22 protein-coding genes are annotated in these 23,221 nt (G+C 44.1%); 12 read left to right on the forward strand and 10 right to left on the reverse strand.

Annotation, left to right across the window (positions count from 1 at the left end; translation table 11 throughout):
- Positions 1-43 precede the first annotated feature (43 nt).
- From DACSA_RS22350 to DACSA_RS17480, 7 genes are all read right to left on the reverse strand, one after another.
- Positions 44-445, reverse strand: coding sequence for a UTRA domain-containing protein (locus tag DACSA_RS22350; RefSeq protein WP_332248608.1), 402 nt, complete (start codon positions 443-445; stop codon positions 44-46).
- The gene (locus DACSA_RS22355; RefSeq protein ID WP_232225120.1) at positions 346-759 is read right to left on the reverse strand and encodes a GntR family transcriptional regulator; all 414 of its coding nucleotides are present in this window, start codon (positions 757-759) and stop codon (positions 346-348) included. Before DACSA_RS22355 ends, DACSA_RS22350 begins: the two co-directional genes overlap by 100 nt.
- 41 nt (positions 760-800) lie before the next feature.
- On the reverse strand, positions 801-1,520 hold the full coding sequence (locus DACSA_RS17460) for a gamma-glutamyl-gamma-aminobutyrate hydrolase family protein (protein ID WP_015231011.1): 720 nt from the start codon (positions 1,518-1,520) through the stop codon (positions 801-803).
- A 1-nt stretch (position 1,521) separates the two neighbouring features.
- On the reverse strand, positions 1,522-1,830 hold the full coding sequence (locus DACSA_RS17465; RefSeq protein ID WP_015231012.1) for a hypothetical protein: 309 nt from the start codon (positions 1,828-1,830) through the stop codon (positions 1,522-1,524).
- 126 nt (positions 1,831-1,956) lie between these two features.
- Positions 1,957-2,370 (reverse strand): hypothetical protein, encoded by a 414-nt coding sequence (locus DACSA_RS17470; protein ID WP_015231013.1) that lies wholly within the window; start codon positions 2,368-2,370, stop codon positions 1,957-1,959.
- Positions 2,371-2,385: 15 nt separating this feature from the next.
- On the reverse strand, positions 2,386-3,786 hold the full coding sequence (locus DACSA_RS17475) for an ammonium transporter (protein WP_015231014.1): 1,401 nt from the start codon (positions 3,784-3,786) through the stop codon (positions 2,386-2,388).
- Between the two features lie 95 nt (positions 3,787-3,881).
- Complete coding sequence (locus DACSA_RS17480) at positions 3,882-4,784, reverse strand: phytanoyl-CoA dioxygenase family protein (protein ID WP_015231015.1); 903 nt, start codon at positions 4,782-4,784, stop codon at positions 3,882-3,884.
- Between the two features lie 140 nt (positions 4,785-4,924).
- Between DACSA_RS17480 and DACSA_RS17485 the strand changes: the two genes are divergently transcribed.
- The 3 genes from DACSA_RS17485 (at position 4,925) to DACSA_RS17495 (ending at position 8,153) form a co-directional block, all read left to right on the forward strand.
- Entirely contained in the window at positions 4,925-5,626 is a 702-nt protein-coding gene (locus tag DACSA_RS17485) for a substrate-binding periplasmic protein (protein ID WP_015231016.1), read from the forward strand.
- A gap of 168 nt (positions 5,627-5,794) precedes the next feature.
- On the forward strand, positions 5,795-7,297 hold the full coding sequence (locus DACSA_RS17490; protein ID WP_015231017.1) for a glutamine synthetase family protein: 1,503 nt from the start codon (positions 5,795-5,797) through the stop codon (positions 7,295-7,297).
- Positions 7,298-7,394: 97 nt separating this feature from the next.
- Positions 7,395-8,153, forward strand: a complete 759-nt coding sequence (locus DACSA_RS17495; protein ID WP_015231018.1) for a Uma2 family endonuclease — start codon at positions 7,395-7,397, stop codon at positions 8,151-8,153.
- A 79-nt stretch (positions 8,154-8,232) separates the two neighbouring features.
- Here the strand turns inward: DACSA_RS17495 and DACSA_RS17500 are convergent, their stop codons facing one another.
- Positions 8,233-9,603 carry an NAD(P)-binding domain-containing protein gene (locus DACSA_RS17500; protein WP_015231019.1) on the reverse strand — a complete coding sequence of 457 codons (1,371 nt, stop codon included), beginning with the start codon at positions 9,601-9,603 and terminating at the stop codon, positions 8,233-8,235.
- A 136-nt stretch (positions 9,604-9,739) separates the two neighbouring features.
- Here DACSA_RS17500 and DACSA_RS17505 point away from each other — a divergent pair, with 136 nt between their 5' ends.
- The 5 genes from DACSA_RS17505 to glnT all read left to right on the forward strand — a co-directional run bounded on the left by DACSA_RS17505 (position 9,740) and on the right by glnT (position 16,024).
- The gene (locus DACSA_RS17505) at positions 9,740-11,545 is read left to right on the forward strand and encodes a DUF1989 domain-containing protein (protein WP_015231020.1); all 1,806 of its coding nucleotides are present in this window, start codon (positions 9,740-9,742) and stop codon (positions 11,543-11,545) included.
- A 2-nt stretch (positions 11,546-11,547) separates the two neighbouring features.
- Positions 11,548-12,072 carry a hypothetical protein gene (locus DACSA_RS17510; RefSeq protein WP_015231021.1) on the forward strand — a complete coding sequence of 175 codons (525 nt, stop codon included), beginning with the start codon at positions 11,548-11,550 and terminating at the stop codon, positions 12,070-12,072.
- 429 nt (positions 12,073-12,501) lie between these two features.
- Positions 12,502-13,413, forward strand: coding sequence for a fatty acid desaturase (locus DACSA_RS17515; RefSeq protein ID WP_015231022.1), 912 nt, complete (start codon positions 12,502-12,504; stop codon positions 13,411-13,413).
- Between the two features lie 17 nt (positions 13,414-13,430).
- A complete protein-coding gene (locus DACSA_RS17520) occupies positions 13,431-14,465 on the forward strand; it encodes an alpha/beta fold hydrolase (protein WP_015231023.1) in 1,035 nt (344 codons plus the stop codon).
- Between the two features lie 239 nt (positions 14,466-14,704).
- A complete protein-coding gene (glnT, locus tag DACSA_RS17525) occupies positions 14,705-16,024 on the forward strand; it encodes a type III glutamate--ammonia ligase (protein ID WP_015231024.1) in 1,320 nt (439 codons plus the stop codon).
- Positions 16,025-16,129: 105 nt separating this feature from the next.
- On the opposite strand, the gene DACSA_RS17530 is transcribed toward glnT, so the two are convergent.
- Complete coding sequence (locus tag DACSA_RS17530) at positions 16,130-16,978, reverse strand: universal stress protein (protein ID WP_015231025.1); 849 nt, start codon at positions 16,976-16,978, stop codon at positions 16,130-16,132.
- A 376-nt stretch (positions 16,979-17,354) separates the two neighbouring features.
- Between DACSA_RS17530 and DACSA_RS17535 the strand changes: the two genes are divergently transcribed.
- The 3 genes from DACSA_RS17535 to DACSA_RS17545 all read left to right on the forward strand — a co-directional run bounded on the left by DACSA_RS17535 (position 17,355) and on the right by DACSA_RS17545 (position 19,291).
- Positions 17,355-18,146, forward strand: coding sequence for an LmeA family phospholipid-binding protein (locus DACSA_RS17535; protein WP_015231026.1), 792 nt, complete (start codon positions 17,355-17,357; stop codon positions 18,144-18,146).
- Between the two features lie 89 nt (positions 18,147-18,235).
- On the forward strand, positions 18,236-18,586 hold the full coding sequence (locus tag DACSA_RS17540; protein ID WP_015231027.1) for a nucleotidyltransferase family protein: 351 nt from the start codon (positions 18,236-18,238) through the stop codon (positions 18,584-18,586).
- Between the two features lie 81 nt (positions 18,587-18,667).
- Positions 18,668-19,291 (forward strand): Uma2 family endonuclease, encoded by a 624-nt coding sequence (locus DACSA_RS17545; RefSeq protein WP_015231028.1) that lies wholly within the window; start codon positions 18,668-18,670, stop codon positions 19,289-19,291.
- Between the two features lie 662 nt (positions 19,292-19,953).
- Here the strand turns inward: DACSA_RS17545 and DACSA_RS17550 are convergent.
- Positions 19,954-22,968, reverse strand: a complete 3,015-nt coding sequence (locus tag DACSA_RS17550) for a type ISP restriction/modification enzyme (protein WP_015231029.1) — start codon at positions 22,966-22,968, stop codon at positions 19,954-19,956.
- 45 nt (positions 22,969-23,013) lie between these two features.
- Here DACSA_RS17550 and DACSA_RS21120 point away from each other — a divergent pair, with 45 nt between their 5' ends.
- Positions 23,014-23,214, forward strand: coding sequence for a hypothetical protein (locus DACSA_RS21120; RefSeq protein ID WP_156800847.1), 201 nt, complete (start codon positions 23,014-23,016; stop codon positions 23,212-23,214).
- Positions 23,215-23,221: the final 7 nt, after the last annotated feature.

A 23,221-nucleotide genomic window follows, 5' to 3' on the forward strand; every position in this document is an offset into this window, starting at 1 on the left:
TCCTGGATCATCTATCGGTAAAGAGAAAAAAATTAGCGAATCATTAACGAGAGATGACAATCGAGTAAGAAAAGCGATCAGCACGAGAAATCGTTTCCCCATGAACAAGAGGGGTGCCATATTTACTATATGCAGTGTGGCGATAGACGATTAAGGGATGGAAGAGAGGAACGCTCAAATGTTGTGAAATTTCGGCATCAGCATGAGTACATTCAATAACCGCGTAAACTTGATCAATAATAATCCCTTGTTCTTCCAAGACAGAAAAGGTCATTGCTTCTTTAAGCTGTTCCCCGTAAGCGTCTCCAAGTTCGGGTAACGTATAAGTAATGTCGATCGCGCCGGCTAAACCATCAATAATAAGAAGTTTTTTTGCAGGTAGGCTTTCGGCGATGCGGTAGGAAGTTGGAGAATATTTTGAACCGTTGGCGGTGGCGTTACCAATTCCAGAGTGAGATTTTTAACGGTGAGTTCCAGTCCCTGATTTGCCATGTCTTGAGCTAAAAACATCGCAGCGGAACTCGAAAGCGAATAAGTCACTTTACGCTGTTCAGTGACAAAAACCCCTTTTCCCTGATAGGACAATACCAGTCCTTGATTAATTAAATTGGCAATTGCTTGGCGAATCGTTGTCCGACTGACATTAAATTCTTGAATCAGTTGAGACTCACTGGGGAGTTGTTCTCCGGGTTGATAGATTTTTTCCTGAATGCGATCGCGCAATTTTTCTGAAATTAATAGGTGCAGGGGCTTGGGCATTAACTGATCTTAAACCAATCGCTGAAGTTTGCTTTAACATCCTACCCTGTCATCACCGAAACAGTGGCGGCCGCTACTAAACCCTGAAAAATCTTTTGATGATTTTCATCAGCAGGAGACATTTCAGGATGCCACTGTAGCGCGATCGCCCAAGGATGAAACTGATGCTCGATCGCCTCAATTAAGCCATCTACACTATAACCCACTGCTTGCCAATTCGGGGGAGTGGCTTCAATTCCTTGATGGTGCAAGGACATAACAGTAAATTCTGTTTTCCCAATTATCTCATAGAGGCGACTATCTCGATCGAGGGAGACTTGATGGGGAACAAAGCGATGTCTGTTTCCCGCATGAAGCACTGTGTCACCATAGGTTTCAGGAAGATGCGGGACTAACTCGGGAAGACCACTGGCCAAACTCAACACTTGTAGCCCGCGACAAATCCCTAACACAGGTGTTTTAGAGCTTAAAACTTTCTCAGCGAGAGTAAATTCAAATTGATCTCGCTCGCGATCAACTTCACTAATGCTAGGGTGTCCCACACTAGAGTACCGTTGCGGATCGACATCACCGCCGCCTGTAATGACCAAGCCATCTATTACATCTAAAATCCGATCAAGCTTCGTTTCACCAGGAGGAAGTAAAATAGGAATCCCGCCCGCCGTGCGAACCGAGTCGGCATAATTAGCACAGAGTTGGAAATGGGCGCAGTCATCTCGCCCTTCGGTGGTAATACCAATAATCGGTGGTTTCACAATCATCTTATCGTTTAATCTGAAGACGAACTAAGCGCTCTCCTCCCAGAGGTTTCAGATAATAGTTAATGCTGTTAGGAGAGTCAGCACAAGCAGAGACTAAATGACCTTGCCAACGGAAATAATACAAGCGGTTAAATGCGCCAGATACGACTTCATAAGGAGTCTCCCAACCATGAGCATAAATAACCTCCCCTAACTCTAATTGGGAAGGACTCGCTTCTGACGGGGCGGGGAGAGTGGGCGCGGAAGCATCAATAAAGCGTTTTAAGGCGGACTCAAGGCGAGTCAAAAACTGAAGGGGATGACGAGTCATAACAATAAGCAGTTAAAGGTTTTCTACTTATAGCTTGCCCGATTTTCCCCTATTTTGTAGCCAAAGCTACAGAAAATATAATTTTTTCTATCCTAAGAAAGACACCGAAACAGAAATGATCGGTTCTTATCTTCTCTTGCCCTTTCTATAGGGTTTTCTCTTACCTTTGCGAGAACTCAAGGGGGTAGCCACTCCCATTAACGCTAACGGGGCTAAAACTAGCTGCTGGCTCGATCGCGCCAAACGGACTCGCACGCGATTCGCTGCTTCTACCCGTTCCGGTTCAACAGAAGCACTCAAAAACGTCGCCATCCCTGTTGCCATCAGTAACCCCAAGACGGCGGGATTTTTAGCGTTGTTTGTGCCTTGAGTCGTCCCAAAGGTGTAATAGAGGAAGTAGAGGAAAATCAACAAAGAAACCACCAGTAAAATGCCAATCAGTGCTGGACGATCCGCAAAGGTATAGAAAGCGCCTTCTGCGTTAGCAAATTCTTCTGCACTTTTGAAGGGACTTGCCCCTGCCAAGATTAATCTATTCATGTTAACTCTCCCCTCTTATGATTTCTGTTGTGATGATAGAGAAGAAGACTCAAAGGACATTTCCTCCGCTTCTTCCCTTGCAATTAAGGAGTATTCTGGGTAACCTGTAATCCCAAAGTCTCCTAAATCTAATCCTTCCATTTCTTCTTCTACGGGAACGCGCAATAGACCAAACTTTTTCAGGGCTAAGCTGGCGAAATAACCAGGAATCAAGCCTAAAACAATGGTACAGAGAAACGCCCCCAACAGTTGACCAAAGAAGTTAATGGCTGGATAATTTCCAATTTGGTATCCTGTCGCCATCACACCCACTGCCATTGCACCGAGTAAGCCACAGTAACCGTGAACCGCAAACGCCCCAACTGCGTCATCAATGCCAATTTTTTCAATCCACATTCCCACCCAGGGCATGGTGAGCGCACCAATGAAAGCAATAGGAATCACTAATTGAGGGGCATATAAATCGAGTCCCGCCCCCACCGAAATAATTCCAGCTAAGCCGCCAGAAATGGTAAAAAAGGGATCGCCTTTTGAGCCAATGTAAGCCCCTACCAGGCCACTACATAGAGCAAGAGTGGTATTCACCGCGATCGAGGATAGGGTTGCAGGTGTGCCATAAATGCTTGTTTCGTTGGTATAGCCAGGGGCAAAAATCACGCAAGCGGCGAGAAAAGCATAGAACCCCACAAAAATCAGCAATAACCCCACCATTGTTAAGGGTAAATTATGGGGAGGAATGCCACGAGGCTTACCTTGCTGATCATAACGACCGATTCTGGGGCCCAAGTTAATCAAAACACCAAGAGCAAAGAAACCCGAAACACCGTGTACAACTGCGGAACAGCCAAAATCATGGTAGCCAATGAGATTAAACCAACCCCAATAATTCCAACCCCATGCAGCCGCCACCACCCAACAAAAACTTCCCAGGAGGGTCGCTAAAATCAGGTAAGCGCCGAGACGAATCCGTTCAATAACAGCACCTGACATAATGGAAGCCGTAGTCATGGCAAAGAGGGAAAAGGCGAAGAAAAAGACCCCTGTAATGTTATCAGCAACATTGGGACCCATTGCTTCTGACCAAGGATAGGTGGTTTCGACAAAGCCTAATAATCCCTCGGTACTTAATTCCCCAACTGTTTCCGGGAGTTCACTCGTCCAAGGCCCCACTAACGGACCCAATGGCCAGAGGGAGAATCCAGCATAAACCCACCAGCCGATAAAGAAAAAAGATAGCCCAACGACAGCAAGGGTGAGAAGGTTTTTCACCATTGTGGAGAGGACATTTTTCGTGCGGGCCGCTCCTCCTTCGTAAGCTAAGAATCCCACATGAATCACAAGCATAAACACAGAAGCCCAGTAGTAATAGGTTTCTGTGACAAAAGTAGCGAGAAAGTTTTGTGCTTCGGCTGACATAATTCCTTTTTTGGTAACGACTAAGGGAATACCCCTAAGTTTGCAATAGTTGTTATAACAAGTTTGTAGCAGGAGCTACGATCGCGCTTAATTTTTTATCCGGTAACAGCAACCGCAGGGGAAAGGGCATTTCTGCAATAGTGGGCAAGATGGGGAGAACGATAGCCCTGTCTTGTCCACAGGATGGGGAAGAAACTTTCATCCATTCTTACTTCTCCAACGCGCTGATAGCGCCCATAGATATAACCGGCAGGTACGCCAGGCTGAAAGTGGGCTTCCGAACTGATGGTATGCACGGCTAAACTCCGTCGCGGATCGCTTGTACTGGTATTTTTTCCTGAACCGTGCCAAGTACAGCCATGATGAATGGCACAGCCTCCGGCGGGAATTTCCACAGGCACAACTTCTGGGTTAGAGACACCGGCAAGGGCAGCGGCTTTTTGCATTCCTGAGCGATGATCGCCTTGAGGGACGTGAAATTCTGAGGCTTCGTTGAGTAAGGGCCATTTGTGCGAACCACGAGCATATTCGAGGGGGCCGATTTCAGCACGGGTGTTATCAAGGGCAATCCAACAAGTGAGCATTTCTGGGGGGTTGAGATAGTCAATGTAAGCGCCGTCTTGGTGCAGGGCGATTTCTTTTCCCCCGCCTGGAGGTTTGAACCAGAGGCTATCTTGCCCAATGCGTGCCCCTGGCCATCCGGCTAAGGTGGCGCAGAGTCGCCCCACTTCTGATGAGAGGCTAACCGAGGCGATCGCGCGATCGCTTTTCCACGCATTACACATCTGGCGGGTGATATCGGGTAAACTCATCCCTGGTCGCCAGTGCCATTCATCGGGATAGATTCCTGTTTCAAATTCGCCGTGAAATAACGGTTCAATGCGCGATTTGAGAAGAGCGACTAATTCTGAGTCGATGAGCTTTTCAATCACCAAAAATCCATTTTCTTCAAAACTTGCTATTTGGTCGTCGGTGAGTTGAATCGGTTGATAGGACATTTCTTTCACAGGGAAATTACTGCTTTTAACTTGTTATGATAACTAGCCTTTTCCGAAAAGTTGTAGCTTGCAATACAACTCTGCAAGCAGTGAGCAGTTATCTGTAATCAGTGACCAATGACTAATGACTAATCACAAATATGAACCTACTACAATCAGGACAATTAACCATTGCTGCCAGTGATTTTGATGCGCGTCCGATGAGTTACATAGAAAACGGCACGCGATCGGGCTACGAACCTGAGTTAATGGCAGAACTCTGTCATCGTTTAGACTTAAAACCAGTATGGCTCAATCTGCGGATGGAAGACTTTTATGAAGCAGTCGTTCAGAAAAAATGCGATCTCCTCGGCTTCAATCAAGCAATTACTCCAGAACGCTCTCAAAAGGTTAAATTTACGCGCTGTTACGGCTATTTTGATGAGGCGGTGTTAGTTCGTGCAGGGAGTAATATTCATTCCCCAGCAGACTTGGTGGGAAAACGAGTGGGCGGGCTTGCCGCTAGCACCAATTTAGCCCTAGCGGAGAGTTGGGAAGGGGTGGAAACTGTTGCTTTTCCAGGCAGCGATCGCGTCTTACCCGAAATGATCGAAGCCCTGCGAAATCAAGAAATTGACGGGGTTGTGGATGATGAACTGGTATTAGTTCCCCCAGCAAAAACTGATCCCACATTGGAAGTGGGTTTTAGTGTCCCCACTCAAGTTCCCTTCGCGATCGCGATTCATCCCGACAACACAGAATTATGGCAAACCGTCGATGAGACGTTACAACAACTGATTAACGATGGCTTTCTCAAACAGCTTTGGCAAAAGTGGATTCCTTGGAAACCTGCTCCTTTTTAATTTTTCTGGTATCTAAAACTACGGAATTGTTATAACAAGTTTGTTGCAATGAGGAAGATATGAAAAACATTTAATGCTTTGCAAAGATAATCCCCCCTAAAACCTCATAGGGGGAATCGGTGTAGCAGAGTTTTTTCCGTTTCGCACCCAACTACAGGAGAAATATCAGTGACAGCTACCACAGCAAAAACCGAAACGCTAACCGATATTGAAGCCTACGCCCAACAACCAGGACGAGCCGAGTTAATCCGAGAAGTCCGAGCTAAAATTGACGAACTGGGCATTCAATACATTTATTATCAGTTTGTTTCCATTACGGGGCGCATTGTCGGAAAAGGAGTACCTGCTTCCGGTTGGGAAAAAGTCGCCAGTAAAGGATTTCAATTGGTCTATGGTGCAACGGCAAATTTAGCCCTCGATCGCCATCAAAATTATCTCGGTTACGGCCCGGAAGCTGCGGAATTAGTGGCTCTCCCCGATCCAGAAACCTTCTGTCAACTGCCTTGGGATAAACGAGTCGCCCGTGTCTTCTGTACCTGTTTTCGCAATCGGGAAGAAATGACCGATCCAGGGGCGTTTCTCACCAGTGATTGTCGGGGCAATTTAAAACGCCTTCATGCAGAATTTCAAGCCAAACACAACGGCTTACATCTCCGTCACGGTTGCGAACCAGAAATGATGTGGCTGAAGCGAGGCGAAGACGGAAAACCCGCTGGAGGCGTAACCAAACCCAACTGTTATCATATCGACCAGTTTGAAGAATTGCGCCCAGTATTCATGCGGGTGATTGAATATTGTCAAGCAATGGGCTTAGAAATGATCCAAGGGGATCACGAAGACGCGCCAGGACAACTGGAATTAAACTTTACCTTTGATGATGCCCTGCGAACCTGCGATCGCCTCGTCACCTATCGCCAGATTTGCGCCCAAGTTGCCCGTGAGTTTAACCTGATTGCTTGTTTCATGTCGAAACCGTTTATGGGGGTTTCTGCTTCTGGGTGTCACCATAACCTTTCCTTGTGGTACGGTGGCGAAGAAACAGTTAAGCCTCTGGTGGGCAGCAAAATGCCTGGGCTTTCTGATGTATTTACCTATCAAGAAGGAGGCAAAAATACGTTTATGCCCCTCCCTGACTCCCATCCCACCCATCCCGGCCCCATCGGTTTAAATGGCATTGGCGGTGTGATTGAGCATTTAGCCGCCCTCACCGCGATCGGGTGTTCAACGGTTAATTCCTATCGTCGCCTCTGGGATACAGGCTTCTGGGCGCCAGTTTACGCCGACTGGGGCTATCAAAACCGCACTTGTGGCTTACGAGTCTCTGCCCCCGGACGGTTTGAATATCGGGCTGTTGATTCAATGGTGAATCCTTATTTGATGGCGGGAGCATTATTAAAAGCCTTTGATGATGGCATCGATCGCGATCTCGATCCTGGTGCGCCAGAAACCCGCAACATCTACGAAGCAATGGACGCGGGGAAACAAGTGAAAAAACTGCCCATGTCTCTGGGAGAAGCCTTAATGGCGTTAGATCAAGATGAAGTAATTAAATCGGCACTTCCTGGCGAGATGTATCACGTTTACACTTCCTATAAACGGGATGAGTGGGAGCGTTTTCTCGCTACGACAACTAACTGGGATATGGAGATGTATCTCGATTGCTTGCCTTAATCATAAGCGCGATCGTCTTTTCAGTGAGAGGCGATCGCGCTGCCGATCAGCTATCTTAAATAGTAAAATTGAGCTAGCCTCTCCTCCGTAACCAACCATGCAACAAACCAATCCTCCCCTTCCCGCCAAAGAAACCCTCCCCACAATGTATGATTTGCCTAGTGAAGACTCAGAGGAACCTGGTTTGCCCGACGAATTTCATTTATTCCAACCGGAATTGCTGCGGATTACCTTTCGTCCCCCAAATTACCCTGAAAATGAGGTGTTTGTTGCTAGTGACCTAAACCTTTACTACAACCCAACTCAGACTCAATGGTACAAACGCCCAGACTGGTTTGCGGTGTTGGGAGTGTCTCGCTTTTATGAACAACGAGACCTGCGTTTAAGTTATGTGACTTGGCAAGAAGAAGTCAATCCTTTTGTGGTGGTAGAATTGCTTTCACCAGGGACAGAACGAGAAGATTTAGGGCAAACCCCCCTTACATCCGAGCGGAATCAGCCTCCCAGTAAATGGACTGTGTATGAGCAAATTCTGAGAATCCCGTATTATTTCCTGTTCAATCGCTACAACAATGAATTTAGAGCGTTTGGCTTGCACCGAAACCGCTATCAAGAATTAGCCATTGAAGGATTAGGGGTATGGTTAGAACAAGCCCAGTTAGGATTAGGGTTGTGGGAAGGAGAGTATCAGAAAATCAATGGCTTATGGCTACGTTGGTATGATGCGGAAAACAACTGGATTCCTACTCCCACTGAACAAGCTCAACAAGCTCAACAGGAAGCTCAACAAGCTAATCAACGAGCAGAACGATTAGCAGCACAGTTAAGGGCTTTGGGGATTGATCCTGAAGCCTAAACAGTAATCAATAAACAAGATGAGGAAGCAGAAAAAGAGCGCGAAGCCGACAACATCGATCGCGCTACCTTTCTTAAAACTAACCTGCTTTCACCACTAACTCTTTTTCCGTCGCTAAAAACGCAGCCATTGAATCATCCAACGCATTCAGCCAAGGGGTATGATGAACTGGGGCTTTCTCGCCATTACAAGGGGAAACAAAGGCTTGATCCCGATAGGTGAGAATATTCTCAACTTTGTGATGTTCCCATGTCTTGAAAGCATTCGCTGCTGCATCTAGATCAAAGTCTTCATAGTCTGTCGCAGCGCAAAGGTCTTTAATATAATCAGTTTGGAAGTCGATATCTTCAAAAGGGTTAGAGAGGGCTTCTTCTCGGGTTTTCCAAGTGGTCATATCTTCCAGTCTGACACTTGCTTCCGGAAGAGCGATATTTCCCAAAATCACATCCCTTGCATACCACGCCTGCGCGTCAAACATGGTAAAGGTGTAGTATTGGTCTTGCATTCCCAAATACATTAGTTTGGGGTTATCTTGCCAGAAAATGCCTTTATAAAGACCATCGGGATAGAGACAGTTATGGGTTTTTAAGCGCAGAGAATCTTCTAAAAAGGGGAAACTGTGGAGATATCCCGTACAGAGAATAATGGCATCTAAATCATCTTGATCAGTTCCATCTGCAAACTGAGCGCTTTTTCCTTGTAACTTCATGGGAAGAGGAACTTCTTTAATTCCCTCTGGCCAGTTAAAGCCCATTGGAGAACTGCGATAACCAATGGTAACCGATCGCGCTCCATATTTATACATCTGTAGGGCAATATCTTCGGCTGAATAGCTGCTACCAATAACAACCGTATTGCGATCGCGAAACTCCTCAGCATCTCGGAAGTCGTGGCTGTGCATTACCCGTCCCGAAAACGATTCTAAGCCCTCAAGATGGGGAACATTGGGAATCGAAAAATGACCTGTTGCAACAATAACATAATCAAAGGTTTGACACTGTTCTTGTTGGGTTTTTAAATCTTCTACAACCACCTGAAACTGATCGCTGTCTTGATCATATTCAACTCGTCGCGCAACGGTTTCAAACTGAATATAACGGTCTAAATTTTCGGATTTCGCTCGTCCTGTAATGTAATCATAAAGGACTGGACGCGGGGGAAAAGAGGGAATATTTTTCTGAAAATGATCGGAAAAGGTATAATCAGCAAACTCCAAACATTCTTTCGGTCCATTTGACCACAGATAGCGATACATACTCCCGTGAACCGGTTCGCCATGTTCATCCAAGCCTGTGCGCCATGTATAATTCCATAAACCTCCCCAGTTTTTCTGCTTTTCAAAACAAACAATTTCAGGAATGTCGATTCCGTTTAATCTGGCTTTTTCAAAGGCGTGTAGCTGAGACAGTCCACTGGGACCCGCGCCAATAATTGCAACTCGTTGATTCATACGTTTTTTATGGCACTCTATTCGTCAATTAAACGCTAATGCTAGCAAAGCTCTTCCTTTCTCTCCGTAGTCAGAGATACAAACTTGTCATAACAAGATTGCTTAACTAGATCAAGAACAGGCAAAACATGAAGTTATGGTACTCACAACCCCGCAAAAACAAGTTGTTGCTGAATACGAAATTCCCCCCAGAAGCGCGATCGCGTATCAAGTGAAAGCGGGACAATATATTCAAATTATCGACCCCGAAGGCAGTCAATGTTCTGATTTTCTTGCCTTTGCGGGGGATAACTACGAAGAAGAATTAGACAACGCCGTCACTCGCACTATTAACACAGTTGCTACAGCACAAGTGGGATTATATGGCAAGTATTTCTCTCAGAAAATGTGTCCGTTAGTCGAGGTCATTCAAGACACCTCTGGCTGTCACGATAGCTTTTTACTCGCTTGTACCAGCAAATACTACGAAGATGCGGGTTATCCTGGTCATCCCAGTTGTAGTGAGAATTTCAACCGCGCCTTAGCGGAATATGGCATAAAACCGCGTCTGGGGTGGGCCGCCATTAACTTCTTTTTTAACACCCATGTGGATGAAATGGGAAACATTGTAACAGAAGAATCGCGATCGCGCCCCGGAGATTATGTTATCCTACAAGCGAAGACAGACTTACTCTGCGCCAGTTCCGCCTGTCCCGATGACATTGATCCGGCAAACGGTTGGCATCCCACAAGCATTCAAGTCCGCATCTATGACTCCGAAACCCCCTTTAACCGCGCCCTTGGTATTCGCGCCACTCCCGATGCACCCGTGCGTCTCACCAGAGACAGTGCTTTTACCCCTCGCATTCGGACTTTAACCGATGACTTAGTTGAGTATAACGGATTTTGGGTTGCTAATCGCTTCGCCAATCGGGGGGAATACGAAGAATATTGGTGCTTGCGGGAGAAAGCAGGATTAATCGACCTGTCAGCACTGCGAAAATGGGATATTTTGGGCAAAGATGCTCTAGAATTACTACAAATTACTTTTTCTCGGAATCTGGAAAAACTAGCGGTTGGACAAGCCACTTACGGCTGCTTAATCAATGGACATGGGGGAATTTTAGATGATGGGATTGTCTTTCGTCTCAATGAGAAAGATTATCGCTATGTGGGAAACTGCGATCGCGATCAGGAATGGTTAGAAAAAATCGCTAATCGTCTGCAATTAGATGTCAAAATTGTCCCCAAAAGTGACCAACTCCATAACTTATCATTACAAGGAGCGCGATCGCGTGACATTCTCCGTCCTCTTCTAACTTTAGACGGAATGACTCTCGATGAATTGGGTTATTTCCGTTTCGCCACAGGAAGGCTAAATTCTATTCCTGTTTTTGTTTCTCGCACGGGTTACACAGGGGAATTAGGCTATGAAATCTTTGTCCATCCCAATGAGGGGGTCACCCTGTGGGATACGCTAATGGAAGCAGGGGCATCTTATGGACTCTCCCCAATGGGAATGTTAGCCCTCGATCGCGCCCGAATTGAAGCGGGATTACTCAGCGCTGGTTGTGAATTTGACGATCTCACCTCTCCCTATCAAGCTGGAATCGGCTGGTGTGTCAGCTTGAAAAAACCCCATTTTATCGGGAAAACCGCCCTCGAACAGATTAAACCTCATCCCCCTCGTGTTGCTGTGGGATTAGTCTTAGCAAGTAACGACATTGCCTGTGGCGGACAGTGTATTTATGCCCAAGGCGAACGGTGGCGCGTGGGAAAAGTTACTAGCGGAACCTATTCCCCCATCCTAAAGCGTAGCATTGCTCTCGCCCAAGTCGTTCCCGAATTTGCCCAACCTGAAACCATTTTAGAAGTCGGATTCCGCGATGGGATTCGTCGCGTTAGTGCTGTCGTCGGTTCCCTCGCTGCCTTTGATCCGCAAAAAACTCGCGTTAAAAGTTGATTATGCTGTCAAAAACACCCGTTTCCTTTCTTTCTCTCCCTCTTGCGACCTATTGGGACTTTGCAGGAGTTGATGGTCTGGCGTTCGCCTCTAGTCTTGCGGGAGAAACCGCCCATCGTCTTTCTGTATTTCAATCCCAAACCATCACCATCGCAGGAGAAACCTGTTCCCTGTTGCGACTGTGTGAAAAGAACTTTCGCCTCAGTGCCTCCCAAACTGCCACAGAAAAGATTGAATCCCATTTAAAACCCGCCCAAAACCATTGGTGTGTCTGGGTCAACCGTTGCGAGAATTTAGGAATTTTAGCCCTTCCCGATGCTTGGGGAATGACCTTTTTGCAGGAAAACGCCACACCAAAACCGCCCCATCGTTTACAGGGGTTATGGCGCGATCGCGCTGTTCCTGCCCGTCTCAATGGTACTGCCATTTTAATCTGGAGACGACCGCAGTGGGTAGAATTACAACTCGCCCTCAGCCAGAAAAATGACCTAGAAGCAGCAATCAATCCTCCCAATGACCAAGCATAAATATAGCAATCCCAAATGATCCCCCCTAGCCCCCCTTCGTAAGGGGGGAAAAGAAGGGGCGATCGCCCCCTAGCCCCCCTTACGAAGGCAGGGCTGTTTCATTCTCGGGGTCAAAATTGAATGCGATCGCCTGAACCCCTTATTGTACGTTCGATCGAACGCTTTTTCTTACTTTTTGGCTTTTTCATAAGAAAAAAGAGTCCTGAAATCTCCCCCATCTCCCTTGTCTCCCTTGTCTCCCCCATCTCCCTACCTCCCTTAATTTTAAAAGAATGAAACAGCCCTGCCTTATTAAGGGGGGAAAAGAAGGGGGGATCGCCCCCTAGCCCCCCTTACGAAGGGGGGAACGGTTAATCTACTTTTTACGAATGATTTAGAACTGCTATATGCTATCCTGACTTGTAGTAACAAGTTAACCAATAGAGAAATATGCTGACGGATCAAAAACAAGTAAACCCGCGTCAAGTGCTAGGAGTGGAAACCCTAAAATCCCTCAACGAACGGTCTGATCGTAAAGGACTGTTACAACTAATCGCCCACTTAACCGTTATGGGAGTCAGTGGCTATCTCTGGGGAAGCCATATCGAGAAAGGATGGCTAGTGTTTCCCGTTCTGGTTGTCTATGGCTTTAGTCTGGCTTCCATGTTTGCCGCTTTACATGAGTGTGTTCACCGCACCGCTTTCGCCACTAATCGCCTCAACGGCGCGATCGCGTGGTTAGCGGGACTCTTATCTCTTTACAACAGCACCTATTACCGTCACTATCATAAATGGCATCATCGTTATACCCAAACGGATAAAGACCCAGAGTTAGAAGACCCGAAACCCACTAACTGGCAAGAATATCTATGGCAACTCAGCGGTTTGCCTTGGTGGTGGGGAAAACTCCAGACGTATTGGAAACTCACCACAGGTCAAATCGAAAATTATCCCTTTTTGCAAGAAAAATCGGGGAAAGACGTGATTCTCTCGGCAAGACTACAACTATTCGCTTATCTCGGCGCGATCGCGCTCAGTAGTGCCTTGGGACATCCCGAAGCGTTTTTCTTATACTGGATGCTTCCTCTCGCCGTCGGTCAACCGATGCTGCGGTTTATTCTCCTTGCTGAACATACTGGCTGCACCGATGATGATAACCCCCTCACCAACACTCGCACCACCCTAACCCTGTTCCCGATACGGCTGTTAATGTGGAATATGCCCTATCACGCCGAACATCATCTTTATCCTTCTCTCCCTTTTCATGCCTTACCGAAAGCCCATCAACAGCTTTCTCCTTACTTTGAACGAGTCGAGAAAGGGTATGTGCAAGTCAATCGTAATATTGTTAGTCGTTTTTAAGCAAAGGACAGTCAAGAATGGGCGCAGCAGCCGGTTGTTTTGTTATCCCTAACTTTGAGTTGCAATGTGGAAAAGTCTTACCTGAAGCCAAGCTGGTTTATCAGACTTATGGGGAACTTTCCCCCACTCGGGATAATGTTATTCTCTATCCCACATCTTACGGCGCACGACATCCCGATTTAGAATGGTTGATTCATCGCGATCGCATTTTAGACCCCGATCGCTGGTTTATTATTATTCCCAATCAGTTTGGCAATGGCTTATCCAGTTCTCCCAGCAACGATCCTCAGTGTAAACTAAGAGAATCAGAATTTTGGTTTACCCATTGGGATAACATTCGCGCCCAAGATCGCCTCTTAAAAGAAGTCTTTGGCATCGAAACCCTTGCCCTAGTCTATGGTTGGTCAATGGGGGCGCAACAGGCTTATCATTGGGGAGCATTGCATCCAGAGCGGGTTAAGCGTATTGTGGCATTATGTGGCACTGCTTGCACCACCGAACACAATCAAGTCTTTCTGGAGAGTTTACGGGCTGCACTCACTGCCGATCCCACATGGCAAGGGGATCAGTTTTCAGGAACTCCCGAACGCGGTTATCGGGCGTTTGCGCGAATTTATGCCAGTTGGGCTGCTTCCCCAGCCTTTTATCGGCAAGGAATACATTACAAACAAGGGTTTGCATCCCTAGAAGATTACTTACTGCGCGGTTGGGAACCCAATTATCGCCAGCGCGATCCTCATGATCTTCTCTCCATGCTGGAAACCTGGCGACGGTGTGATCTTAGCGATAATCCCGTCTATCAGGGAGAACGCGATCGCGCCTACAGTGCCATCAAAGGCAAAACCTTAGTGATGCCAGCGACCACAGACTTGTATTTTACCCCAGAAGACTGTCAAGCCGAAGCCGATCGCATCCCTAACGCCGAATATCGTCCGATTCCCTCTATTTGGGGACATCGCGCCGGGAATCCCTCTCAAAACCCCACAGATGAAACATTCATCGCCACTGCGGTCAAAAATTTATTATCACGAGGAGATCGGTTGCAAAGTTGAGGCGAAAACGGAACGTTTATTCACTTGGTTATCAGCGATCGGGCTAAATAGAATCAGAAAAAGTATAATTCCCACCAGAGAGAAGCGTTGATTATTCATACAATTGTTTCCTTAGAGAATTGGGTCATCAATAGTCAGCTAATTGCTCTTTTCTGAAATCAGATAAGTTGTATCTCATTACACATTGACTCTTCAAGTATCAGGAGATAATGCGAAAAAAATAAGTTTTTTCAAAATATATGGTAGCCACACAAAATAGTTTATCAAATATTGCCGAAGAAAAAGGGATTAATTATTTTCTCATTTCTTTTACTGATTTATTTGGGGTACAACGTTCAAAACTCGTTCCCAAAGCGAGCATCGACAAAATGACAAAAGAGGGCGCTGGCTTTGCTGGCTTTGCTGCTTGGTTAGATTTAACCCCCGCCGATCCCGATATTTTAGCCATTCCTGATCCCAATAGTTTATTCCAACTCCCTTGGCAATCCGATGTCGCCTGGATGCCTGCTGACCTCTATACTACCTCGGGAGAACCTTTAGAACAAACCCCAAGATTAATTCTCAAAAAAGCCCTCAATCAGTTAAAAACTGAAGGTTATCAAGTTAAAACAGGCGTTGAATGTGAATATTTTTTATTAACCCCTGAAGGGGATTGTATTTCCGATCCTTGGGATAATCAACAGAAACCTTGTTATGATCAACAAGCCCTCATGCGTCGTTATGAAATCATTAGAGAAATCTGCGACGGGATGACAACTTTAGGCTGGAATCCCTATCAGAATGATCACGAAGATGCCAAAGGTCAATTTGAAATGAACTGGACTTATGACGAGGCTTTAGCAACAGCAGATCGTCACGCTTTTTTCAAATATATGGTGAAATCCCTTGCTGAAAAACACGGCTTAAAAGCAACATTTATGCCAAAACCATTTCGGGATTTAACAGGAAATGGCTGTCATGTTCATCTCTCACTTTGGAATCAAGAAGGAAACAAAAATATCTTTTGTGATTCTCAAGGCGAGTTAGGATTGTCTTCTTTTGCCTATAAATTTATTGCAGGAATTCTTCACTCCTCACAAGCACTTTGCGCCTTTACCAATCCCACCATAAATTCTTATAAACGGATTAAGGCAGCTACCACCATGTCTGGGGCTACTTGGTCACCAAATACCGCAAGTTATAGTGGAAATAATCGCACTCATGCCATTCGCATTCCCGATCGCGATCGTTTTGAAATTCGTATGGCTGACGGAGCAGCCAATCCCTATCTCTTGCCAGCCGCACTCATTGCCGCTGGCTGGAATGGCGTAGTTGAACAAAGAGAACCAGGCCCGCGTTATGATAATAATGCTTATACTGATCCGCTTCCTTTAGACAAAGTGAAACAATTACCCAGTAATCTTTTAGATGCGTTGCGTTACTTAGAAAACGATCAGATACTATCTCAAACCCTCGGTGAAAACTTTGTTTCCTCTTATATCAAATTAAAGTCTCAGCAATGGGATAACTATAATACTGAAATTACCCCTTGGGAATGGAAGGCAACACTAGATTGTTAGTGCTGATTTCAATTGAAGCTGCTTAATTTGCTGTTAAATTCTTGATTTGATGCAGTTAGTTTCCCTATAGCCCCCGACCATCGGGGGTTGTGGGAATTACTATGATTAATCAACGCTGCGTCCCAATAAAACAGGACAATTGGCGTAAACCCTGACATAATCAGAGAGAGATGTTCCCAAGAGTCGATCTAAATCAGGCAGACTTTGGGCGATCGTGGGACGACGTTCGGGAGAACCTAACATTAACAAATCAGCTTTATTTTCTTCTGCTATTTGACACAAGGCCGGACCCGCTTTCCCTCCTGAAACAATCCCTCGATAATTAACCCCTTGCTTCTTCACTTTTTGCACCGCAGCCGCGAGAATTGGACTTTTTTCCGCTTGTTCTCCTGATAAAACTTCTCCTTTTTCCATTGCGGGATCAACTTGAACTAACAAGAGTTGACCAGAAGGAATATCCTTCAATAAAAATAGAGCTAATTCTAAACAATATTCAGCGTCTTTGGATTGATCCACTGCGACCATAATGCGTTTCAAGCGGGTGACATAAATGTCATCTTTCACCAATAACATGGGACGGGTGGACAGTTGAAACACATATTGACTGACAGAGTTCTCTAAAATTGACTCTAAGCGTTTCAAGCCTCGTGACCCCATAATGATGAGATCAGTTTCTATTTCTGCCGCCACTTCGCAAACCGTTGTTTTGGGGTCTCCCTGACGTAAGATTGTCGAAACCTGAGTCGGATCAAGGTGCATTCGTTGAATTGCGCCAGCGACGATTTTTCCCCCCTCTTCCCATTTTTCCGTCATCGCTTCACTGGTTACTTGTGAGGAAACCACGTGAAGAATTGTAACTGAAGCATTTTTAAGTGATGGTAGTTCTAACAGGTACTGCAACATTTCTTCGGAGTGACCTGTTCCTGAATCTGCAAGCAAAATTTTGTTGAGCATACTTTATTTTATCCTCCCATAATCGGAAAACTAAGCACTTTGTCCTAATCTCCTTTTCTTAGGGATAACACGATTCGGGATCACTGATTCACCGCCCTGTAACGACTCTTAAAACTTGTGGATTTTGCCTTGAGTATTGAAAAGCCTCATCTATCTGATTTGTGGTTTTTATCCGAATCAATTGCCGTCTGCTTAATATTTTGTTACAACGGAAGGGACGATCAAAGTTAAAAAACCAACTTCAATTGGTGATAACGGTGCGCCGAAAAAGGTTTCGCAGGGATTCCATTGTAAAAAACCTGTAATTTCTTAAGTCAGGAATGCAAGAATTTTTTACAGCTTCTTTGCATTTCAGTTTTTTTTAACGGAGGTTTTCATGATTGGTGGCTTAGCTGGTTTTCAAAATAAGGGTAGTGACTGGGGAGAAAATCTCCTCAATAGCGTTGCGAGTAATACGCTGCGCCACCTATTTACAAAGTGTGATGAGTTAGAGGTTAAGGTACGCTGTCATCCCTCTAGTAAGTTATTACAGGGAAGTATTGATAGTTTTAATATGAATGGGAAGGGTTTGGTGATTCGCAAGGCGTTTCGCACTCAGGAAATGTGGTTTGAAACCGATGCGGTGGCGATCGATTTCAGTTCCGCTCTCAAAGGGACGATCGCGCTTAAACAACCGACACAGGCGATCGCGCAGGTTTCACTCCTAGAAGAAGATATTAACACCGCCTTTAAGGCGCAATTAGTGAGGAAACGCTTAGAAAATCTTACTGCACCCACTTTAACGGAACTCTCAGGAGGAGAACCAGTCTCCTTTACAGAAATCAGCTTAACCTTACTCCCTCATAATCAAGTCCAATTAGAAGCAAACGCCGATTTAGGAAAAGCAGGGATCATCCCCGTGAGTTTGATTTGTACTTTGGGAGTGGAACGGCGCCGGCGGATTTTATTTAAAGATGTTCAGTTTCAAGCAGATAACGTTCCTTCCGAACATCGCGCCACCAGTGAAAAATTAACGGCGGTTCTCGGTGAGACACTTAATCATATGGTTGATCTCGATCGATTCGATCTCGATGGGGTAAAAATGCGGGTTAACCGTCTGGAAACTCAAGATAAAACCTTAGTCTTCACGGGTTACGCACAAATCGACCATGTGCCACGAGTGGGATAGTTCAGTTCCTGTTCTAAATGTTTACAACCAGGTTTAACTTTCACCCGAAAAAAATGGATTGATGAGATCATTCAAGATCAATCAGAATCATGCAGGAGGTAACTCATATCTCTATCTCAATTGAATTGCCAATGCAACAAATTACTGAGTTTTGCCAACATTGGCAACTTATTGAGTTTGCACTATTCGGTTCAGTCCTACGAGAGGATTTTCGTCCTGATAGTGATATTGATGTTATGGTGAAATTTCATCCCAATGCTCACCCTACTTTTAGAACATTAGAGCAAATGGAAGCAGAACTAAGGGCAATTTTTCACCGCGAGGTTGACTTAATTACTCGTGAAGGGATTGAGGCAAGTCGTAACCACTTACGCCGTCAGGAAATCCTTTCCTCAAGCCAAGTAATTTATCTTAATGTGCAAAGAAGACTCCCAACATAATTTTAATTTGTTGGGAGTCTTATCATCGCACGTCGATAAAAAACTTCTCTTGAATCTTGGGGTTGATTGAGCCATGTAAAAATGATGAATCCGATGTTAATCGACAAACTCAACACACATCCTGAGTTGCTGTCAGATGAAGCCAGTCAGCAATATAGAATTACAGATGTCAGTTGGCAAACTTACGAAACCCTTTTAACGGACTTAGGTGACAATTCCCCAGGGTTACGGGTTCACTATTTAGCGGGAGTGTTAGAAATTACAATGCCCAGTCGTCAACATGAAGTGTTTAAAGATAACATTGGACGACTGCTTGGGGTTTATTTTGAAGAAACGCGAACCCGTTTTTATAGTTTAGGATCAACAACTTTTAGAAGTGAAGCCAACAGAGGCGGAGCAGAACCCGATTTATCTTTTTGTATTGGTACAGACAAAGCCTTACCCGATATTGCGATCGAAGTGGTTAAAACCAGTGGTGGGGTCGATAAATTAGCAATTTATCAAGGCTTAAATGTTCCAGAAATTTGGTTTTGGCAAGAGAACTGCTTCACACTTTATCATTTAGAGAATCAAGAATATAGGCAAGTAGAATGTAGCCAATTTCTTCCTGATCTCGATTTAAATTTACTCGCTAGTTATGTGACTTACTCCGAACCGTTAGACGCAGTGTTGGCATATCGCCAAGCCATTGCTCAAACCAAATAATATGCGAAGTAGGTTGGGTGGAGAAGACGAAACCCAACATCAATCAGTGACCAGTGACCAGTGACCAGTGACCAGTTACCAGTTGTTCTTGATCTAATCAGTTACTTAGTAGCTTACAATCTGTTACGAATTAATTGCTTACTATTCACTATTCACTGCTTACTGATCACTGATCACTGATCACTGGTCACTGCAATGGGTGGAGAAGACGAAACCCAACAGCCAACTTGGGTGAAGTTACGTTTCACTGCTTACCACAGTTTCTTATTTTTGTCAACTTTATGGCTGAGGCAGGACATTTAGCTTTACAAAAATTGATGTGAATAAATTGATTTGTCAAGGGGGGCGATCGAAGAAAAGGTGACGAATCCTCGCCGTTTCAATGAGTTTTTTTTATTTTTGGCACTAATAACCATTATCTAAAAATACTTTACCATGAAAAATGTTGACGAGCAAGTCTAGGGGCGAAAAATCTCGGAAATTCGTTCTGATTTACTTTTCGTAATATAAGCAATTGCAATCAGTGAGAGAGTACAGTTTAGAATTGCTAATGTTAGCGCGGTGGGTTTCTGTTTCCTTAAACAGTATTCGTTATTCGTTATTTGTTATTTGTTATTCGTTATTTGGGAGTAGTAGGGTTTGCCTTGCCCACCCTACAAGATTTAACTTCCTTTTGTTAACTGATCTTCTGTAATTTTAATGGTTTCAATACTGACGCGACAGATACGTTGAATTAAATCAATGACGGGTTCTTTATAATCGGAAAAGCGATAGTTGTTGAAGTGCTGCGCGATCGATTTATCTCTCGGTTTCTTCTCCTTATATTGATCTAAAATCCATTCCACAGCGCTACGGTTTCCTAACTTGTATTCCCAAACTTGTTCGGGAATATCTTCGAGAGTGGTAACGCTATCAATGATGATTTTGTTGTTGGTTTTATCTGCTTTTAGTTTCGGTTTCGGTTGCGTTTGATTGTTGGGTAGGCTTACCTCTTTTCGTTGGAGAGGATAGGGAGTAATTGTTTCGTAGTTGAGATGTAAGTCTATTAATTGTTCTCCCCATTTTACCCACTGGAAAAAGTTGTCATAAAAGGGAAGACGAGGAAAGTCTCGTTTCAAGTTGAGTTCATATTTTTCTCGATAGTTGGGATTATGTAAAACCGAGTAGGTGTAATGGAAAATATCATCTTTGGTGATGCTATTGTCGTTGTAATGATCTTGAAATTGTTTTAATCCCCAGTCGGTGATGTTATCGAGTTGGTTTCCTTCTTTGTCGTAGCGATATCGAGGGAGAGATTGTGTTTTTTCTAAGCAGTCGAGACAGGTAACTGTATCACTAACTAAACATTGAAACGGTTTAGATGCGCTTAAACCAGAAAAGGAAATATATCTATTTTTCTCAGAGGGATGATAAAGGTTTAACCATTGATAGACCATTCCATTGAAATGTCGATCTAGATATAAGTTGCTTTTAACATACGGACGATACAGAGATGAGATAATTTGCTGATCTGAGAATGACTTTTTTATTCCTTTTGCTAGATACTTGTTTAACTCTCTATCCCATTTAATCGCGTCTTTCTCTGGATAATCTTTATCAGCTAAAGTTGCTTGATAAACCTCCACAAAAAAACGCATCTTTGCTTCTAGGTTGTCTCGACTAAAATCATAAACCCATTCATCTCGTTGTGTTTTTATTCCAGAAGAATATAACTGAAAGATTGCTTTGTCTGACTTCCCAGCTTTTACCTCTTTATCCACCACTGGAATTAGATCATCAAAATCATTTACATCCGCTAGATGAATCCAATTATGTTTAGCATCTGGGATGACATGACTAAAACTAATTTGCTGCAACTGATAAGAACTAAAATAGCTTAACTTTTCATCAGCCTTGAGATAATCCTCTAAGACTGTGTAATAAGTCTTAAATCCTTCTTGCTTTTCATTTCTAATCAAGAAGTAAACTGCTACTCCAACTCTAATCTTATCCGTAAAAATATTTCCACCTTCTTTTCGTCGTCTTTCTCCACTGGTTCTCGCATTTCCCTTTGTATCAATCACCCATAACTCATTAAATTCTTCAGAGATAACTTTCCGAAACCCGTCAAAAGCAACAGCATTTAAGAAAGAATTGTTAGAAACAAAAGCAATGATTCCATTGTTTCCTAGTCTATCTGAAGCCCAACGCAAAAAACGAGTGTACATATCATAAACAACAATTTGATTCTGTGCTGTTCCTTGTTTCACATAAGTTTCTCGGATACGCTGATCAATTCCAACATAAGGACGATTGGGATTATTTTGACTATAGTTTTCTTGTTTCGCATTGTAAGGAGGATTCCCAATAATCACAGAAATCTTCCGTTCATTTTGTCGCTTAATTCGATCGGTATTTTCAACAGTTAACGCAAACAAATCATACTGTTTCCCTTGATAAATCGTATCATCCAATGTATCCACAAAACAGATATTTTCAAAGGCTTCATACTCACCCATTTTTTGAGCGTAGGTGTATTCGATGTTAAGATGAGCGATGTAATAAGGAAGAATCGCCACTTCATTACAATGTATCTCTTCTTGATATTTCTGTTTGAGTTTGTCTTTGGGTAAATACTCGATTAACTCCGTGACAAAAGTTCCTGTTCCTGTCGCGGGGTCTAAAATTTCCACATCAGAATCAGAGAGAAACTTATTAAAATGTTTGTGGGTTAAATAGTCCGTCGTTTCAATCATAAAACGGACAATTTCGTTCGGTGTGTAAACAATTCCGAGACGATCGGCTGCTTTGGGATTATATGCTTTATAGAAGTTTTCATACACAGCTTTGAGAAACTTCTGCTTTTCTTGATGGTTGTAAATACTGGCGGCTGTACGACGAATTACGCCATAATAGCGTTCAATGGTGTTGAGGGTATCTTTGCGGACTTTCCCCTTAAAAAAGGTGTTGACAACGGTTTGTAATTCACTGGCAATATTGTTTTCTCGATGAAACTGTGACTCTTGAAAGATGTTGATAAAAATGTCTTCTGTGAGGATGTGTTGAATGATCATCTCTCGCACATCTTCGGGAGTAATTTCGGGGTTAATGGCTTCGCGACAGATGCTTAAAAATTTGTTTCTCGCTGTTTGAAAAGATTGATTGGTTTCTGCTTCTGTGGCGATACTTTTTCGTAGAGTTTCTAAGATTGTCGGAATGTCTTCTTGGAAGTGAGTAATGGCGCTGCGAAAGTCTTGGACTTCGGGACGAACGTAATTAATTAACTGATTTAAGATTCTGTCGAGTGCATCAACATCTCTCATAGAAACGCGCAAAGACTCTTCTCCTCCCTGAAATAAAACGGCGGTTTGGGAGTCTTCAAAAAGGATGTTATCGGTGGGATATCCCGCAGCGAATTTCTTTTCGATTTCTTTGTCTAAATTATCTTCTTGATCTTTGCTTTCCCAATATCCCCAAGCTAACCGCAACGCATCTTTAATTGTCCCATCAGGATAGACAACTTTTCCTGATGCTGTGGGATAATCGAGTTCAGGAATGAGGAGAAAATCTCGTGATTTACAATACTCATTTAAGAGGTTTTGGAAGGCGGTTCGGATGGAGGTTTCTTTCCGTGATCCCCCATACTGGATAATTTTTTCAACTTCGGAATGATATTGGGAAATTAACCACTTTGACATAATTAGGTCTTGCTGAAAAAGTTCATGGATTAGGCTTCGCAAAAGATGAAGACCGTTATTCGTTATTCGTTATTCGTTATTCGTTATTCGTTATTCGTTATTCGTTATTCGTTAGTGAGTAGTTTTTCTTCTTCTTTTCTATCCACTATTTACTGGTCACTGGTCACTGGTAACTGGTCACTGATTGGTGTTGGGTTTCGCTACTCTCCACCCAACCTACGTCTAGAAAATTTTAACGACCATTAATGTTGCT

The sequence above is a fragment of the Dactylococcopsis salina PCC 8305 genome (assembly GCF_000317615.1).
Lineage (GTDB): Bacteria > Cyanobacteriota > Cyanobacteriia > Cyanobacteriales > Rubidibacteraceae > Halothece > Halothece salina.

Coding starts and splice junctions, on each gene's coding strand:
- DACSA_RS17465 (WP_015231012.1), bottom strand. CDS start 1,830: ATGACTCGTCATCCCCTTCAGTTTTTGACTCGCCTTGAGTCCGCCTTA.
- DACSA_RS17460 (WP_015231011.1), bottom strand. CDS start 1,520: ATGATTGTGAAACCACCGATTATTGGTATTACCACCGAAGGGCGAGAT.
- DACSA_RS21120 (WP_156800847.1), top strand. CDS start 23,014: ATGAAGACCGTTATTCGTTATTCGTTATTCGTTATTCGTTATTCGTTA.
- DACSA_RS17515 (WP_015231022.1), top strand. CDS start 12,502: ATGCTGACGGATCAAAAACAAGTAAACCCGCGTCAAGTGCTAGGAGTG.
- DACSA_RS17535 (WP_015231026.1), top strand. CDS start 17,355: ATGATTGGTGGCTTAGCTGGTTTTCAAAATAAGGGTAGTGACTGGGGA.
- DACSA_RS17470 (WP_015231013.1), bottom strand. CDS start 2,370: ATGAATAGATTAATCTTGGCAGGGGCAAGTCCCTTCAAAAGTGCAGAA.
- DACSA_RS17485 (WP_015231016.1), top strand. CDS start 4,925: ATGAACCTACTACAATCAGGACAATTAACCATTGCTGCCAGTGATTTT.
- DACSA_RS17475 (WP_015231014.1), bottom strand. CDS start 3,786: ATGTCAGCCGAAGCACAAAACTTTCTCGCTACTTTTGTCACAGAAACC.
- DACSA_RS17530 (WP_015231025.1), bottom strand. CDS start 16,978: ATGCTCAACAAAATTTTGCTTGCAGATTCAGGAACAGGTCACTCCGAA.
- DACSA_RS22355 (WP_232225120.1), bottom strand. CDS start 759: ATGCCCAAGCCCCTGCACCTATTAATTTCAGAAAAATTGCGCGATCGC.
- DACSA_RS17495 (WP_015231018.1), top strand. CDS start 7,395: ATGCAACAAACCAATCCTCCCCTTCCCGCCAAAGAAACCCTCCCCACA.
- DACSA_RS17505 (WP_015231020.1), top strand. CDS start 9,740: ATGGTACTCACAACCCCGCAAAAACAAGTTGTTGCTGAATACGAAATT.
- DACSA_RS17510 (WP_015231021.1), top strand. CDS start 11,548: ATGCTGTCAAAAACACCCGTTTCCTTTCTTTCTCTCCCTCTTGCGACC.
- glnT (WP_015231024.1), top strand. CDS start 14,705: ATGGTAGCCACACAAAATAGTTTATCAAATATTGCCGAAGAAAAAGGG.
- DACSA_RS17480 (WP_015231015.1), bottom strand. CDS start 4,784: ATGTCCTATCAACCGATTCAACTCACCGACGACCAAATAGCAAGTTTT.
- DACSA_RS17540 (WP_015231027.1), top strand. CDS start 18,236: ATGCAGGAGGTAACTCATATCTCTATCTCAATTGAATTGCCAATGCAA.
- DACSA_RS17550 (WP_015231029.1), bottom strand. CDS start 22,968: ATGTCAAAGTGGTTAATTTCCCAATATCATTCCGAAGTTGAAAAAATT.
- DACSA_RS17500 (WP_015231019.1), bottom strand. CDS start 9,603: ATGAATCAACGAGTTGCAATTATTGGCGCGGGTCCCAGTGGACTGTCT.
- DACSA_RS17545 (WP_015231028.1), top strand. CDS start 18,668: ATGATGAATCCGATGTTAATCGACAAACTCAACACACATCCTGAGTTG.
- DACSA_RS17520 (WP_015231023.1), top strand. CDS start 13,431: ATGGGCGCAGCAGCCGGTTGTTTTGTTATCCCTAACTTTGAGTTGCAA.